The sequence below is a fragment of the Streptomyces sp. NPDC048002 genome (assembly GCF_040653275.1).
In the GTDB taxonomy this organism is placed as follows: Bacteria; Actinomycetota; Actinomycetes; order Streptomycetales; family Streptomycetaceae; genus Streptomyces.
In genome coordinates this window covers 47,786-62,650 of sequence record NZ_JBEZNL010000003.1, presented here as the reverse complement: position 1 = coordinate 62,650, position 14,865 = coordinate 47,786, and the positions used below count along the sequence as shown (strand labels likewise).

At 73.2% G+C, this 14,865-nt stretch carries 12 protein-coding genes; all 12 read right to left on the bottom strand.

What is annotated here, in order from left to right; translation table 11 throughout:
- Positions 1–45: 45 nt before the first annotated feature.
- Positions 46–1,995, bottom strand: coding sequence for an FAD-dependent monooxygenase (locus AB0E07_RS06050; protein WP_362246941.1), 1,950 nt, complete (start codon positions 1,993–1,995; stop codon positions 46–48).
- Positions 1,992–3,533, bottom strand: coding sequence for an AMP-binding protein (locus tag AB0E07_RS06045; protein ID WP_362246939.1), 1,542 nt, complete (start codon positions 3,531–3,533; stop codon positions 1,992–1,994). Before AB0E07_RS06045 ends, AB0E07_RS06050 begins: the two co-directional genes overlap by 4 nt.
- Before the next feature lie 5 nt (positions 3,534–3,538).
- Positions 3,539–3,793 (bottom strand): phosphopantetheine-binding protein, encoded by a 255-nt coding sequence (locus AB0E07_RS06040; protein ID WP_362246937.1) that lies wholly within the window; start codon positions 3,791–3,793, stop codon positions 3,539–3,541.
- Positions 3,794–3,982: 189 nt separating this feature from the next.
- Complete coding sequence (locus AB0E07_RS06035) at positions 3,983–6,235, bottom strand: MMPL family transporter (RefSeq protein ID WP_362246935.1); 2,253 nt, start codon at positions 6,233–6,235, stop codon at positions 3,983–3,985.
- A gap of 64 nt (positions 6,236–6,299) precedes the next feature.
- Entirely contained in the window at positions 6,300–7,295 is a 996-nt protein-coding gene (locus AB0E07_RS06030) for a transglutaminase domain-containing protein (RefSeq protein WP_362246933.1), read from the bottom strand.
- On the bottom strand, positions 7,292–8,854 hold the full coding sequence (locus AB0E07_RS06025; protein WP_362246931.1) for a class I adenylate-forming enzyme family protein: 1,563 nt from the start codon (positions 8,852–8,854) through the stop codon (positions 7,292–7,294). The genes AB0E07_RS06030 and AB0E07_RS06025 overlap by 4 nt, the downstream gene beginning before the upstream one ends.
- Complete coding sequence (locus AB0E07_RS06020) at positions 8,854–9,135, bottom strand: hypothetical protein (protein ID WP_362246929.1); 282 nt, start codon at positions 9,133–9,135, stop codon at positions 8,854–8,856. Before AB0E07_RS06020 ends, AB0E07_RS06025 begins: the two co-directional genes overlap by 1 nt.
- 148 nt (positions 9,136–9,283) lie before the next feature.
- Positions 9,284–10,426 carry an SDR family oxidoreductase gene (locus AB0E07_RS06015; RefSeq protein WP_362246927.1) on the bottom strand — a complete coding sequence of 381 codons (1,143 nt, stop codon included), beginning with the start codon at positions 10,424–10,426 and terminating at the stop codon, positions 9,284–9,286.
- Between the two features lie 68 nt (positions 10,427–10,494).
- Positions 10,495–11,391 (bottom strand): alpha/beta hydrolase, encoded by an 897-nt coding sequence (locus AB0E07_RS06010; RefSeq protein ID WP_362246925.1) that lies wholly within the window; start codon positions 11,389–11,391, stop codon positions 10,495–10,497.
- A 219-nt stretch (positions 11,392–11,610) separates the two neighbouring features.
- The gene (locus AB0E07_RS06005; RefSeq protein ID WP_362246923.1) at positions 11,611–13,629 is read right to left on the bottom strand and encodes a BTAD domain-containing putative transcriptional regulator; all 2,019 of its coding nucleotides are present in this window, start codon (positions 13,627–13,629) and stop codon (positions 11,611–11,613) included.
- Entirely contained in the window at positions 13,626–13,832 is a 207-nt protein-coding gene (locus AB0E07_RS06000; RefSeq protein ID WP_362246921.1) for a hypothetical protein, read from the bottom strand. Before AB0E07_RS06000 ends, AB0E07_RS06005 begins: the two co-directional genes overlap by 4 nt.
- On the bottom strand, positions 13,829–14,827 hold the full coding sequence (locus AB0E07_RS05995; RefSeq protein WP_362246919.1) for a helix-turn-helix domain-containing protein: 999 nt from the start codon (positions 14,825–14,827) through the stop codon (positions 13,829–13,831). The genes AB0E07_RS06000 and AB0E07_RS05995 overlap by 4 nt, the downstream gene beginning before the upstream one ends.
- Positions 14,828–14,865: the final 38 nt, after the last annotated feature.

Here is a 14,865-nt window from a genome sequence, read left to right as displayed (position 1 = left end):
GGGAAGTAACGCCGGGCCCGCAAGGGCCCACGCCGCGACGCGCGTTCAGCCGCGGACGATCCCCGCGGCACTCGCGGGACCTGTGGCCCGCGCGGGACCCGCAGCTCGCACGGGACCTGTGGCTTCGGCGGGCCCCGCGACATCAGCGGACCTCGCGGCTCGCGCGGACCCGACAGCCTTCGCGGACCCCGCCGCGTCGGCAGATCCCACGGCACCGGAGGACCCCGCGACTTCAACGGTCCCCGCAGCCTGCGCGGACCCCGCCGCGTCGGCAGATCCCACGGCACCGGAGGACCCCGCGACTTCAGCGGGACCCGCGGCTCGCGCCGGACCCGCCGCGTCGGCGGGCCACGCGGCTTCGGTGGTCCACACGGCGTCCGCGCGGCCGGAGCGGACGTGGGTCCAGCCCAGGCTCAGCTCGCCGGGCCGGCACACGTACGCGACGCGCGCGCCCGTCGCCGTCAGCCGTTCGGCGAGCGCCGAACGCGCGGTGCGGTCCACGGCCGGCCACTGCTCGCCGGGCGCCAGGGCGACCAGGTCGAACGGTGCGGCGGCGGCGAGCCCAGCTACGGAGCCGACGGTCCGCGCCACGGCCTCCTCGGTCGGCTCCGGCGCCCGCACGAGCAACCCGGTCTCGGCGCCCGGCCGTTCGGCCCGCAGCGCCCGCAGCCGCTCCCCGGCCACCGTGAAGGCGTCGTCGCCGTCGCCGACCGCGACCAGCAGGGGGCCCTCGTGTCCCGTGGGCACGGGCTCCCCGGGAGCCAGGACCAGGGCGTCGTCCGGGGCGGCGGCGGGCGCGCCGGACGCGACCAGCGCGGGCACCGGGCTCTCGGGCAGCGCGGTCACCCCGTCGCCGATCTTGGCGAGCTGCGGGTCGAGTTGCAGGAGTACGGAGGCGGCGGACTGGCCGGTGCGGGTGAGCAGCCGCAGCATCAGCGTGGCCGGGTCCAAGGCGCGGTGCTCCTCGGGGTGCGACCACATCCGCAGGCTCGCCCACGCGGCCTGCTGCACGGACTCCACGATCGGCCGGCGGACGGCCTCGTACGCGGCGAGGGTCGCGCCGAGATCGTCGCCCTCCCCGTGATCGGCGAGCCGCCGGGCCAGTTCGACCGCGTCCTCCAGGGCCATCGTGGTGCCCGAGCCGACGGAGAAGTGCGCGGTGTGCACGGCGTCGCCGAGGCCCACCAGGCGCCCGGTCGACCACGCGGAACTGGAGAGATGCGGAAAGGTCAGCCAGCGCGAGCCGTTGCCGAGCAGCCGCGCCCCGCGCAGGTCGTCGGCGAACACCTCGGCGCAGAACTCCATGGCCCGTCCGTCGGTCCAGCCGGGCGGCCTGGTGTGCCCCTCGATGAATCCGGCCCGCTCCCAGGTGCGCTCGCCCAGTTCGACCAGGAACGTGGAGCGGTCCGGTCCGTACGGGTAGACGTGGGCGCCGACCGGCCCGTACGCGCTGTCGGCGAACAGGAAGGTCATCGCGTCGAAGGCACGGTCCACCCCGAACCACGCGTACCGTCCGCCGGCCGGGACGACCGTCGCCCCGAACCGGTCGGCGTACGCGGCCCGGGTACGGCTGCCGGAGCCGTCCGCCGCGACCACCACGTCGTACCGGGAGAGCAGCTCGGAGGCGTCGGCCTCGGTGCCGAAGTGCAGCCGCGCACCGGCCTGTTCGGCCAGCTCGTGCAGCGCGGTGAGCAGGGCGCGCCGTTCCACGGCGGCGAAGCCGTGACCGGAGGAGCGGATCCGCTCGCCGTCCCGGCGGACCTCCACGTCGTCCCAGCGGGCACCGCGGTCCAGCAGGGCGGCGACCACGTCGGGGGCGGCGCGGCGCAGCCGGGCCAGACTGAGGCGGGAGAAGACCACACCGAAGCCGTAGGTGGCACCGGCCGGGCTGCGTTCGAAGACGTCGACCTCGTGACCGCCGAGGCGGCGCAGCAGCAGGGCCAGCATCAGCCCGCCGGGCCCGGCGCCTATGCAGGCGACTCGCACGGCGCTCACACTCCCCGTTCCGACGGCGGCACCGGGGCGGCGCCCGGCATCCCGTCGGCGAACCGCTCCCGCAGCTTGCGGCGGAGGATCTTGCCGGCCGCGCTGCGCGGGATCTCGGACACGAACTCGACCCGCACCGGCCGCTTGTAGCTGGCCAGTTCGCTGGCACACGCCTTCAGCAGTCCCGCCGCGGACACCTCCTCGCCCTCGGCGACCACGAAGGCGACGGGCACCTCGCCCCACTCCTCCGAGGGCGCGCCCACGACGGCCGCGTCGGCGACGCCGCGCTGGGCGCCGAGGACCCGCTCGATCTCGGCCGGGTAGACGTTCTGCCCGCCCCGGATGAGCACGTCGTTGATCCGGTCGACCAGGTACAGGTAGCCGTCGGCGTCGGAGTAGCCGAGGTCGCCGGTGCGCAGCCAGCCCTCGCGCAGCGTGGACTCGGTGGCCGTCGGGTTGCGCCAGTAGCCGCGCATCAGGCCGTCGCCGCGGACGCAGACCTCGCCGATCTCCCCGGGCGGCAGCGCCTCGCCGACCTTGTCCTGCACCTCGATGTGGCAGCCGGGCAGCATCCGGCCGGCCGACCGCAGCCGCAGTTCCCGCGCGGTGGCGTCGGCCCCGTGGTCCTCGGCGCCGCCGAAGACGACGGTGGCGATCGGGCCGCCGCCCTCGGTGATGCCGTAGATCCCGCGGAAGGCGCAGGGGAAGCGCTCCAGGGACTCGCGCAGCAGCTCCTCCGGCATCGGGGCGCCGCCGAACATGACGTCGACGAGGGTGGACAGGTCGGTGGTGTCGAACGCCTTGGCGCGCAGCGCGAAGCGGACCATCGACGGCACCAGGAAGGCACGCGTCGCGCCGCGCTGCTCGGCCTCGGCGAGGAAGCGCTGCGGGGCGAACTCCCGCTGGAGCACCAGGGTTCCGCCGGCCGCGAGCAGGGCCAGGCCGATCACCATCGAGCCGTGGAACAGCGGGCACGGGTTCAGCATCACGTCGTCCGCGGTGAACCGGGCCTCCGCGGCGAGCGCCGTGTAGCACGCGGACACCGAGCGGTGCGTGACGGCGACGCCCTTGGCGCGGCCGGTGGTGGCCGAGGTGTGCAGGATCGCGAACAGGTCGTCCATGGCGGGCAGCGGCAGCGCCCGGCGCTCGGTGGCGAGCAGCTCCTCGTAGGCGGGACTGTCCAGGGCGAGCCGCCAGCCGTCGCCGAACGCGTCACCGAGCCGGTCCAGCACGCCCTGCTCGGCGATCACGCCGCGCGGCGCGGAGTTGGCGACGACGTGCTCGACCTCGGGCGCGGGGAAGGAGTGGTTGACGGGGCAGACGATCGCCCCGGCCTTGCCGGCCGCGATGTACAGCTCCAGCACCTCGACCCGGTTGGGCGAGCTGACGACCAGGCGCTCACCCGGTCCGATCCCGCGGTCGATCAGCGCTGCGGCCAACGCGTCGGTACGTTCGTCCAGTTCGCGCCAGGTCAGCGAGAGCCGCTCGTCGGCGACGGCGAGGGCGTCGGGGCGCTGTCCGGCGTGCCGCCGGACGAAGTGGGCCATCCACATCAGCGGGCCTCGCTCACGGAGGCACCGCGCTCGGTCAGCACCTGGTCGATGCCCTCGACGGTGTGCAGCGCGGTCAGTTCGTCGTCGTCGAGCGGGTCTCCGGTGCGCTCCTCGATGGCGAGGGCCAGCCGGATCAGGTCACCGGAGTTGAGTCCGGCGGTCGTCAGGTCGTCGTCACGGCCGATGCCGTCGAGCAGCTCGGGCAGATCCACGAACTCCAGCAACAGGGCATGGCCCGGGGTCATTTCGGACATGGGTGTCCCCTCGAATGTGGTGGGGTGATCTGTGATCGATAACACAGGGAAGAAGGAGCCCGGCGGGACCCGGGTGGCCGTGGGCCCCGCCGGATGGGGGCGCTGGAAGCGCCCCCAGGGGCGCGGGGCTGTGTGGATCGGCGGCTCCGCCGCGGAGCGCGACCAGCCCCCACAACGCCGCGGACGAACTCAGCGACCGACGTCCACAGGCTCACGCCCCTGGTTCACGGCCTTGCCGGACCCCGCGGCGGGGTCCTCGTCACCCTCGCTGAGCCCGAACCGCTCATAGACCCGGGTCAGCGGCCGAGGAGCCCACCAGTTGTAGCGACCGGCGAGCCGCATGAACGCCGGCACGAGAATGCCCCGCACCAACGTGGCGTCCATCAGCACGGCCAGCGCCAGCCCCAGACCCAGCAGCTTCATGTACGTGATGCCGGAGACCAGGAAGGACGCGAAGACCAGCGCGATCAGCGCGGCGGCCGCGGTGACCAGACCACCCGTCCGCTGGAGCCCCAGCGCCACGGCCCGCGTGTTGTCCCCGTTCCGGTCGTACTCCTCCTTGATCCGCGAGAGCAGGAAGACCTCGTAGTCCATGGAGAGGCCGAAGGCCACGCAGAACATCATGATCGGCGTGGTCGCCACGATGCCGCCGGTGACGGTGAAGTCGCCGGTCAGCCACATCAGGTTGCCGTCCTGGAAGACCCAGACCATGGCACCGAAGGTGGCGGTGAGACTGAGCAGGTTCAGCACGAACGCCTTCACCGGCATCAGCACGCTGCCCGTCATCAGGAACAGCAGCACGAACGTGGAGACGGCGATCAGCAGCAGCGCCCACGGCATGCGGTCGGTGAGCGAGGTCATCGTGTCCTTGAAGGAGGCGGCGGTACCCGCGACCTTCACGTCCTCGAACGGCGCCTTCGCGTCCCGTACGTCGACGACCAGGTCCTGGCCCTCGTCGGTGTAGGCGCCGACCTCCGGGATCACCGAGAGCCAGGTGCCCTCGCCCTTCTCGTACCGCTCGTTGATCGCGCCGGCCGGGGCGATCTGCTCGCCGTCGGTGTAGGAGCCGGTCAGGGCGTCCACGCGGGCGACGTTGTCGAGCCTCGACAGCTCCTCGGCGTAGGCCGCGACGTTCTTCTCGCGGTCGGCCGCGGGGCCGGCGTTCTCGGCGACGACCATCAGCGGTTCCATCTCGCGGGCCGAGTAGTCCTCGACGAGGACGGTGCCCACCTGGTGGGCCTCCGCGTCCGCGGGCAGGGTGCGCTCGTCGGCGAGGTTGAGCTTGATGCCGAGGAACGGCGCGCCGAGGAACAGCAGGACCACGATGACACCGGTGGCCAGCGGCAGCGGGCGGCGCATCACCAGGGTGGCGAGCCGGTGCCAGAAGCCGCTCTCCACCGACTTCTCGGGCTTCCTGCGGTTCCAGGACCACTTGTTGATCCGGGTCCCGATCACCGCGAGCAGCGCCGGCAGCAGCACCAGCGCGGCGAGCACCGCGAAGGCGACGACCGCGATTCCGGCGTAGGCGAAGGAGCGCAGGAAGTACATCGGGAACAGCAGCAGCGCGGAGAGCGACAGCGCGACGGTGATCGCCGAGTACAGGACGGTACGGCCGGCGGTGCGCAGGCTGGTGCCGATGGCGTCGTTGACGGCGGCGCCCTTGTTCAGCTCCTCCCGGTACCGGCTGACCACGAACAGGCTGTAATCGATGCCCAGTCCGAGTCCGAGGCCGGTGGTGAGGTTCATCGCGAAGACCGACACGTCGGTCAGTTCCACCAGCACCCGCAGCACACCGAGCGCGCCGATGATGGCGACGATGCCGACGGCGAGCGGCAGCAGGGCGGCGATGACCCCGCGGAAGATGAAGACGAGCAGGATCAGGGTGAGCGGCAGCACCAGGGTCTCGGCGAGGACGAGGTCCTCCTGGGTCTGCACGTTCATCTCCGCGTATGCCTCGGCGCGGCCGCCGAACTGGATCTCCAGTCCCTCGAAGCCGTCCTCGTAGTGCGGGCGCAGGGCGGCGAGGTGGTCGTCGACCTCGTCCTCGTTGCCCTCCAGATGGGCGAGGACCAGGGCGGAGTCGGACTTCTCGGCGCGCAGCGAGGGCGCCTTGTCCAGGGTCCAGTAGGAGGCGGCCTCCTGGACGCCGGGCTCGGCGGCGAGCTTCTCGGTCAGCTCGGCGCCCTTGGCGGCGGTGTCCGCCTCGTCGGCCCCCTTCGGGGTCTTCACCAACAGCACCAGGTTGGGCTCACCGGTGCCGAACCGCTCGCTGAGGATCTCGTTCGCCTGCGTCGACGGGGCGTCGGGCACCTCGTAACCACCGGAGGAGAGCTTGCTGTTGACGGCGCCGCCGAGACCTCCGGCCACGACGCAGAACAGCAGTCCCAGCCAGAGAACCAGCTTCCGGCGGCCGGTCGCCAAGGCGGCCAGCTTGTTGAACATGGATATTCCTCCAGAAATGACGGGGCGGGGCGTCGCCCCGATGGGGGGATGTCCGCCCGCACGCTCAGGCGGGGGTGCGGGCGGCGGGGAGTTGGCGGCAGTCGACGCGGACGTGTCCGCCGAAGTCGCAGGCGTGCTCGGCCAGCGACTCGTCCACGGACCGGTCCCAGGCCAGGAGCCGGTTGTGCACCGAACCTCGGGTGAAGTCGGCGAACTCGGGGTGGGTGGCCCGGTGCCGGGAGCCGAGGTACGCGAGCACCGGGTCCAGGAGCAGCCAGCGGCCCTCCTCGAACACCTCGGTCCAGGCGTGCTCGACACCGACCAGACCGAGCAGGAAGCCGCGGCGGGTGCGGGCGCGCACGCCCGCCTCCTCGGCCCACCGCTGCATCTGCCAGGCGGCGACGACGCAGTCCACGGTGCGGTGCTCGATCGCGGCGGCGGGACGGGCCCGCAGCGCCTCGGGCACCCAGCCGTACTGGTACGCGCCGGAGACCAGCCGGTCCAGCAGGTCGTCGTGGATGCGGCGGACGGTGTCGGTGCGCGGGGCGTCCCGGTGGCCGCGGGTGGTCACCGCGGCCAGCATCGAACCGGGCCGGCCGTCCTCCTTCGCCCACTCCGTCAGCCGCCCCTCGTACAACTTCGGCGCGGGGACGGCCGGTTCGGCGAGGGCGGTGCAGCCGGGGGCCGAGCAGACGGCGCTGAGCCGGAGCCGGGTGACCCGCTCGGTCAGCCACTGCTCGGGTTGCCCGCCCGCCAGCCGCATGCACTGGCGTTCGCCCAGCTCGGCCAGGGAGCGGCCGAGGCCGGCCTGGAGGCCGAGGTTGCGCACGTCGTGGGAGTCGTAGAACAGCCCCTCGTCGGTCTCCTCGGCGGGGAAGCCGGCGCCGACCAGGTTCTCCAGGACCGCTTCGTCCACGGCGAGTTCGCGGGCGGCCTCCTGGTGCGGGAGCCGGGCGGAGCGGAACTCGGCCGGTACCTGCACCAGCCGTTCCACCGCCGGGAGCCAGTGCCGCCAGAGTTCCGTCGCCGTGGTGCTGCGGCTCGGCGGTGCCGAGGTCATCGTTCCTCCCCGGCCGCGGCCAGCACCGGCAGATCCCCCGCGGCCAGCCGGCGCGCCACCTCCAGCCGCTTGACCTTCCAGGTCGCGGTGTGCGGGATGTCGTCCCAGCGGCACTGCACCGGCGCGGCCAGCTCCGGCAGCGGGGCGACCGCGCGCCGCCAGGCGGCGAGGTCGAGGGGGGCGTCGCCGCGGGTGACGACCAGGGGGATCGCCGGGCCGTCGGCCATCGGGATGATGACGGCCTCGGTGAGCTGCGGCAGCGCCTCCAGGATGTCGTCCTCGGCCGCCAGCAGGCTCTCCACGCCGCTGCCCCGGTCGACGATCCGGTCGAACAGGTGCAGACAGCCCCGGGCGCTGACCAGGCCGTAGTCACCCATCGCCCACCAGCCGTCGACCCGCTGGTCGGGGGAGCCCAGGTAGCTGGGGGTGACTCCGGAGGAACGAGCGAAGATCTGGCCTGCGACGCCCTTGCGGGCCTGGTCGCCCTCGTCGTCCAGGACGCGGATCCTGGTGTGCCCGAGGACCGCGCGGCCGACGCAACGGCCGTCGTCGCAGCGGCTCTTGAGCTTGTGGGACTTCACGGTGACCGGCCCGGTCTCGGTCTGTCCGTACGCCTGCATGTAGCGGGCGCCGGGGCGGGCCGCGCCGAGCAGGGTGCGGATGGTGCGCGGGTGGGCGGCGTCGAAGGAGCTGACGAACAGCCGCGTCTGCGCGAACAGTTCGGGCTGCCGCTCGGCGACCTCCTCCCAGCGGATGAACGCGTTCGGCACGGTCTCCACCACACCGGGACGCACCGCGGCGAGCAGTTCGGCCGCGTTCTCGGGTGCGGTGTCGGTGAGGAAGCCCAGCGGCAGGCCGAGCGCGAGGATGGCGAGCATCCCGGACATGCAGCGGGCGTGCACCGGCGACAGGCACATCAGGTACGGGTCGCGCACCCGCAGCACCTTGCCGATGGTGATCTGCGGCCGGGCGTGCCCGGCGAAGCTGTGCACGGAGTGCAGCACCAGCTTGGGCACCCCGGTCGTGCCCGAGCTGTGGGTGACCAGCTGCGGGGTGTCCTCGCGGGGCACCGCGGCGGGCGGTATCTCGCCGCGCGGGGCGTCCAGCAGGGACAGCCCGTGCTCGCCGCGCTCCCCGACGTACCAGCGCGGCAGCGCCGGGTCGACGGAGTCCAGCACGCCGGCCGTCTCGGTGGCGACGTCGGTCAGGACGGCCGCCGGGGCGGCCCGCTCGGTCATCACGCCGAGCGCCTGGAAGCCGACGGCCGAGTGCACGAGCACCGGCACGGCGCCGATCCGGGCGCAGGCGAAGGCCAGCAGCGGGATGTCGAAGTTGGACTGCTTGACGATGAGGATCCGCTGCCCGTCGGTGACCCCGGCCCCGGCGAGCAGGCCCGCGGCCTCCTCGACCATTCCGGCGAAGGCCGCGTAGTCGAAGTGCCGGCCGGCCCGCGGGAACAGGTCGAGGGCACGGTCGAGGCGGATCGGCACCGAGCCGTGCCTACGGGCGGCCTCGGCGGGCGCGGTGGCCAGCGCGAGCCGGCGGTTCACGCGTGCCATCACGCACCCCCCGCCTTCGCCGCACGGCGCTCAAGGTGCTCGGTGATGTGCGCGAGCAGCGCGTCGTACGACGAGAACGCCTCGGTCGGCTGGTCCAGGTCCCACTCGATGCCGAAGGCGTCCTCGACGTCGGCGAGCAGCCGCATGAACCCGGCCGAGGCGAGCCCCAGGTTCCACAGCGAGGTCGTCCGGGCGGCCGGGTCGTCCAGCGGCAGCGGGGCGCCGACCGCGTTCTCCAGCAGGCCGCGCAGATGCTCCGCGACCGTCGTGCTGTCGTTCATATCTCCTCCAGTGACGGCCCGCGGAGAACGCAGGCACAGGGTCCGTTCCTAAGGGGCGCGGGGCTGTGCTGATATGCGGCTACGCCGCGGGGCGCGACCGGCCACGACGGCGCCGCAGCCGCAAAACGTCCCGCCCTCCCGCGGAGCGCTACGCCGCGTGCACCACGCGCCCGCTCCCGCTGTTCTCCTCGAACCCGCGCAGGGTGCGCAGGTAGTAGAGGAGGTACTCGGCCAGCTCCTCCTCCCCCGTGGGCGCGAACGACGCGTCCGCGCCGCACACCGCCGCCGTGTTGGCCAGGTCGAAGCGCTTGTCGTGGCGCAGGTAGGAGCGGTAGAAGGTCATGCCGCCGTCGAGGGCCTCGTCGATCGCGGTGAAGCCGTCGCGGTCGTCGACCCACAGCGGCTCGCGCAGGCCGATCAGTTCGAAGATCTGGGTGACCATGTCGCGGACCTTGGGCCCACCGGAGTTGCCGAGGTGGAAGTAGGTCTCCGGGGAGTCGGACAGGGCGATGGCGACGGCGTTGCGGGCGACGATGTCGACCGGGACGATGTTGACGACGGTGTCGGGGTCGGCGAGCAGCCGGACCCGGGCGTGCGACAGGAACGTGCCGAGCCTGCGGGAGGCGGTCTTCTTGAAGACCAGCACCTGGCGGGCGAAGCCGTACATGCCCGACCAGTTGAGCCCGTGCCGGGTGATGCTGTGGCCGATCACCACGGTGGGCCGCATGATGCGGATGCGCAGGTCGTCCCCGGCGGCCTCCTCGACGAGGGCCTCGGCCCGCATCTTGGTCTGCTCGTAGCAGTTGTTGGCGACCGACCGGTCGGTGACCGGGCCCTCGGCGATCAGGCCGGTGCGGGAGCCGGCGACATAGGCGGTGGAGACGTAGTTGAAGGTGCGCGCGCCGACCGTGCGGGCGAGGGCGAGGACGTTGGCGGTGCCCTGGACGTTCTGCGCCTCGATCTCGGTGCGGTACTCCTCCTCGTAGCGCAGCGAGGCGGCGCAGTGCCAGACCTCGTCGACGGGGGGCAGCGCGGAGACGTCGGCGCCGCAGCCGTCGACGGTCATGTCTCCGTGCACGGCCACGGTCCGGCGCTGGATCTCGGCGTGCAGGTCGGAGCGGCCGTAGCCGTCCGCCATCGCCGAGAGGGTGTCGTGCAGCCGCTGCGTCGCCTCGGCGTCGTCCTTGCCGCGGACCAGTGCGATGACGGGGTCGTCGGTCCTGTCGAGCAGTTCGAGGACCACGGCTCCGCCGACGAAGCCGGTGGCCCCGGTCAACAGACGTGTTGTCATGAGTGCTTGTCTCCAGCGTCGATGGGTGCTGCGGTGGCGCAGCGGAGGGTGGGTCGGGGCGGGGCCGGCTACGCGCCGGTGACGGCGGTGGTGGTGCCGGCCGCGGCGCTGCGCGCCTCAAGCTCGTGCACGAAGTCGGCGACGGCGGTCTGGAAGCCCTGCGGGTCGTCGAAGAACGGCACGTGGCCGGCGCGCGGGAGCGTGACGGCCCGGCTGTCCGGGATGCGGTCCAGGGCGTCCTCGATGACGGACGCGCTCCAGGCGAAGTCGCCGTCACCGTTGATGATCAGCGTCGGCGGGGCGAGGCGGGCGAGCTCCTCGGGGTCGTCCTCGATCTCCAGGGAGGCGAGCAGGTTCTCCCGGATGGAGCCGACGGAGAGCAGGGACAGGAAGTTGTCCTTGAGGGCGAGGTAGGCGGCGGTGCCGCCCTCGTGGATCATCTGGTCGGGGAAGACCAGCGGGTAGAGGTGGCCGAACAGCTGCTGGGTGCCGCCGGACTCCAGGCTCGCCAGCCAGGAGCGACTGACCAGCTTGCGGCGCAGGGTGCCGTTGGGCGAGAACGCCGGACCCACCAGGACCAGGCCGGCCACCCGCTCGGGGTACTTGAGCGCGAACTCCCGGGCGATCAGGGTGGATATGGACGTGCCGACCAGGTAGGTCTTCTCGATGCCGAGGTGGTCCAGCAGGCGGCGGACGTCCTCGACGTGGTCCATGAACGTGACCGGCTCCGGGCCCGGGTTGGAGGCGCCCTGGTTGCGCAGGTCGTAGTGGACGAGCCGGAAGTCGTCGGCGAGGGCGGTGGTGAAGTTCCGCCAGATCGGGCTGACGATGTAGAAGTTGTTCAGCAGGGTCACCGCCGGGCCCTCGCCGCTGTCCTCGTAGTACAGCTCTCCGCCGCCGGGCAGGGCGAGCGCCGAGTGGTTGAGGTAGCGGACGTCGAGCTGGCCGAACTGCTGGTCCGTCATGAGGTCTCCTTGGATGGTTCGTTCGGACGTGCGACGGGGAGCGATCCGGACGGGCGACCGTCGCCTTCGTCCAGACTCCTTCGACCCGTTCAACACCCGCGCAAGGCATGTCCAAGAGCGGGAAAATCTGCTGGTCAGAGACGTTTCAGGGGTGGTGCGGACCCTGCTCGGGGAGGGGCACGCGGGGCGGGCACACCCGCGCCCCGCGGGAGATCCCGTTCACCGCATCCCGCTCTGCCGGGCTGCCGGCCCGAGCCCGGCCCGCGCGGGGCGCCCGCAGCCCGGGACGAACACGTCCGCAGGGACGGGACCGGAAGGAGCAGGGGGCGTCGGCCCGGCCGGCGGTACCGCTCGCACGCCCTCCGCCGCGTGCGCGAGTACCCCCGCCCGGATCAGTTCCGGCACCTGGAAGGTGGCCGTGCCGTCCGACGCCGCCCCGGCCAGGACCAGTACATGCCGGTCCAGCAGCCGTCCCACCACCGACTGGGCGCTCCAGGTGTCGAGTTGGAGCACCTCTTTGACGTCCTCGGTGTCGAAGGGTCCGGGGCCGGACCCGGCGAGCAGGAACACCGACCTGCGCAGCCAGGGCGCGAGCCGGGCCAGGGCGCTGTCCGCGCGGGCGAGCGCGGCGCAGGACTCGTCCCGAAGTTCGACGACGAACCGGTCGTCGTCGAGCAGCCCGGCGGCCAGGTCGCTGAGCGTCCACATCGGCCGGGCGGCGAGCAGCTCGCCGACGGCCCGCAGCATCACCGGGTGCCCGCCGAGGCGCCCGACCACGTGGCGCAGCGCGGCCCGGTGTCCGGTGACGCGTTCCTCGCCGACGAGGCGGACGAAGAGGGCGGTCGCGTCCTCGGTACCGAGCGGCCCGAGGGTCAGGCGCCGGGCGCCGGGGAGTCCGGACAGCCGGACCCGGGAGGTCACCAGGGTGAGGCAGGAGTCGCCGCCGGGCAGCAGCGGCAGCACCTGGTCGGGTCCTGCCGCGTCGTCGAGGAGGACGAGCAGGGACCGTTCCCGGGCGGCGGCCCGGAAGAGCGCGGCGAGTCCCTCGGCGTCCTCGGGCTGCCGGATCCCGCCGATGCCGAGTCCGTCGAGGAGGGAGCGCAGTACGGCCTCGGGGGCGCGCGGCCGGTCGGCGGAGTCGTGCAGGCGGGCGTAGAGCAGTCCGTCGGGGAACCGCGCGGCCAGGGAGCGGGCGGCCCGCACGGCGAGGGCGCTCTTGCCCACTCCGGCCGGGCCCAGCAGGGTCAGCACCTGCGGTCCGGAACCTCCTAACGGCTCCTGGAGCAGTCCAAGTTCCTCCTCACGGCCCACGAAGTCGGTCGGCTCCAGCGGTAGTTGATCGACCGCCGGGGTCACGGACGCGTGGGCGGCGGACGCCGGAGCGGCGGGTGCCGGGGGCGCCACGGGCCGTCGTACGGCGGGCTGTTCGGGCTCGGCGGCGGTCGGCAGGACCTCGCGCAGTATGTCCTGCTGAAGCTTGCGCACGCGCTCGGAGGGCTCGATGCCCAGCTCGTCGACGAGCCGCCGGCGCAGCCGCAGATAGGCGTCGAGCGCGGTGCTGCGCTGACCCGAGCGGTGCGCGGCGATCATCAACTGGGCGGTGAAGCGTTCGTCGAGCGGATGGTCCACGGTGAGCCGGCGCAACTCCGCGACCAGCGCCTGGTGCCGGCCGAGCCGCAGGTCGGCCTCGACGCGCAGTTCCAGGGCACCGAGCCGGGCCTCGCCGATCTGCGCGATCCGCGCGGTGAGCAGCGGGCCCGCCTCCAGGCCGGCGAACGGCTCCCCGCGCCACAGGGCGAGCCCCTCGCGCAGCAGCCGGGCGGCGTCCTCGGGGGCGCCGGCGGAGAGCGCGCCGCGGGCGCGGGTGACGCGCCGCTCGAACTCCCAGAGGTCCAGTTCGCCGGGACGGGCGGTCAGCCGGTAGCCGCCGGGTCCGGTCTCCAGCCGGTCGCCGCCGGTGTCGGCGCTGCCCTTGAGCGCCTGGCGCAGTTGGTAGATGTAGGTCTGCACGGTCTTGCGGGCGAGCCGCGGCGGCTCCTCGTCCCACAGCTCCTCGACGAGGGCCTGGGTGGAGACCAGGTGGTTGGCGTCCAGCAGCAGTACGGCCATGGCCCGGCGGGCCATCGGCGCGGTGAGGGTGCGGCACTCGCCGCCCACGTGGATCTCCAGCGGGCCGAGCACCTTGATGCGCAGCTCGGACAGGTCTGACAGCTCGGACAGGTCGGCGGTGGTGGTCATGTCGTCCTCCTGCGGCCCGCGGCCCGGCCCCGGTCCCGTCCGCCCGCGCGGGGCGCCTGGTTCTGGGGGGTGAGCGTGCGGGCGGAGACCAGTCGGCCCGGGCAGGAGGACTCCGGTGGGAGGCCGCCGGGCAGCAGCAGGCCGATGAAGTGTTCGACGGTTCCGTAGGGCGGTGTCGGCGCGGCGCCGGCGGGGGCGCTCACGGCCGGGCCCCGGCGTTCGCTGCGGCGTGACCGGGGTGACCGGGGTGGTGGTCCATGGCGCGGCGCTCCTTCCGGAACTCGCTGGGGGTGACCCCGTAGCGGCCGCGGAAGAGGCGGCTGAAGTGGGAGGCCCCGTAGAGGCCGGCCCGCTCGCCGACCAGTGCGACGGGGAGGTGGTCCAGGGTGGGGTCGGCCAGTTCGGACCGGCAGCGGGCGAGCCGCTCGTCGCGGATCCAGCGGGCGGGGCTGACACCGAACTCCTGGAAGATCTTCTGGAGGTAGCGCAGGGAGATGTTGTGCCGGCGGGCGACCTCGACGGGGCTCAGGCCGGGATCGGCGAGGTGCTCGCGGACATGGGCCTGGACGCGCAGCATCAGGGCCTGACGGGCGATCTCGCTGTCCGCTCCGGCCTCGCGCATCCGCTCGGCGAGGAGGACGGCGGTGAGGCCGGCGACGCTCGCGCCGAGCAGGTCGACGGCCGTCTCCACCTCCTCGCCGTGCCGGTCGAGGCCTTCGAGCAGGCTGCTCAGCAGGGCGGCGGCGCCCTGGTCGCCGTTCCAGGCGCGGGCGGTGAGCCGACGCGTGTCGTCGGCGGTGAGCCCGACCAGGGAGTGGGTCACCATGACGTCGACCATCCGGAACTCCCCCGGCATGACGACCTTGAACGGGCGGCCGGTGTCGAAGGAGATCAGCTGCGGCGGGCGCACGACACCGTGCCGGCCGTCCTGGAAGACCCGGACCTCGCCGTACAGCGGCCGGCACATCCGCAGCCGGGGCCGCTCGCCGTCAGCGATCAGCCGGGCGGGCCGGACCAGTTCGCGCGGGCCGCCCTGCACGAGCGACACGGTGACCTCGCCGAGGCGGTGCCGGACCGTCGTCCCCTCCAGGACGTCCTGGTGACCTCCGACGATCTGGAGGCCACCGCGTGGCGCGGGTGGCGGACCGGCGGTGCACCGGCGCACCTGCCGGGACCTCACCTCACTGACTCGTTGCATCGCGTACCCCCTGTTCCGATGGCGGAAGCTCTCGGTGA

Excerpts from the sequence above, each read along its gene's own strand:
- AB0E07_RS06045 (WP_362246939.1), bottom strand. The coding sequence starts at position 3,533 with ATGGCCCACTTCGTCCGGCGGCACGCCGGACAGCGCCCCGACGCCCTC.
- AB0E07_RS06040 (WP_362246937.1), bottom strand. The coding sequence starts at position 3,793 with ATGTCCGAAATGACCCCGGGCCATGCCCTGTTGCTGGAGTTCGTGGAT.
- AB0E07_RS06035 (WP_362246935.1), bottom strand. The coding sequence starts at position 6,235 with ATGTTCAACAAGCTGGCCGCCTTGGCGACCGGCCGCCGGAAGCTGGTT.
- AB0E07_RS06030 (WP_362246933.1), bottom strand. The coding sequence starts at position 7,295 with ATGACCTCGGCACCGCCGAGCCGCAGCACCACGGCGACGGAACTCTGG.
- AB0E07_RS06025 (WP_362246931.1), bottom strand. The coding sequence starts at position 8,854 with ATGGCACGCGTGAACCGCCGGCTCGCGCTGGCCACCGCGCCCGCCGAG.
- AB0E07_RS06020 (WP_362246929.1), bottom strand. The coding sequence starts at position 9,135 with ATGAACGACAGCACGACGGTCGCGGAGCATCTGCGCGGCCTGCTGGAG.
- AB0E07_RS06015 (WP_362246927.1), bottom strand. The coding sequence starts at position 10,426 with ATGACAACACGTCTGTTGACCGGGGCCACCGGCTTCGTCGGCGGAGCC.
- AB0E07_RS06010 (WP_362246925.1), bottom strand. The coding sequence starts at position 11,391 with ATGACGGACCAGCAGTTCGGCCAGCTCGACGTCCGCTACCTCAACCAC.
- AB0E07_RS06005 (WP_362246923.1), bottom strand. The coding sequence starts at position 13,629 with ATGACCACCACCGCCGACCTGTCCGAGCTGTCAGACCTGTCCGAGCTG.
- AB0E07_RS05995 (WP_362246919.1), bottom strand. The coding sequence starts at position 14,827 with ATGCAACGAGTCAGTGAGGTGAGGTCCCGGCAGGTGCGCCGGTGCACC.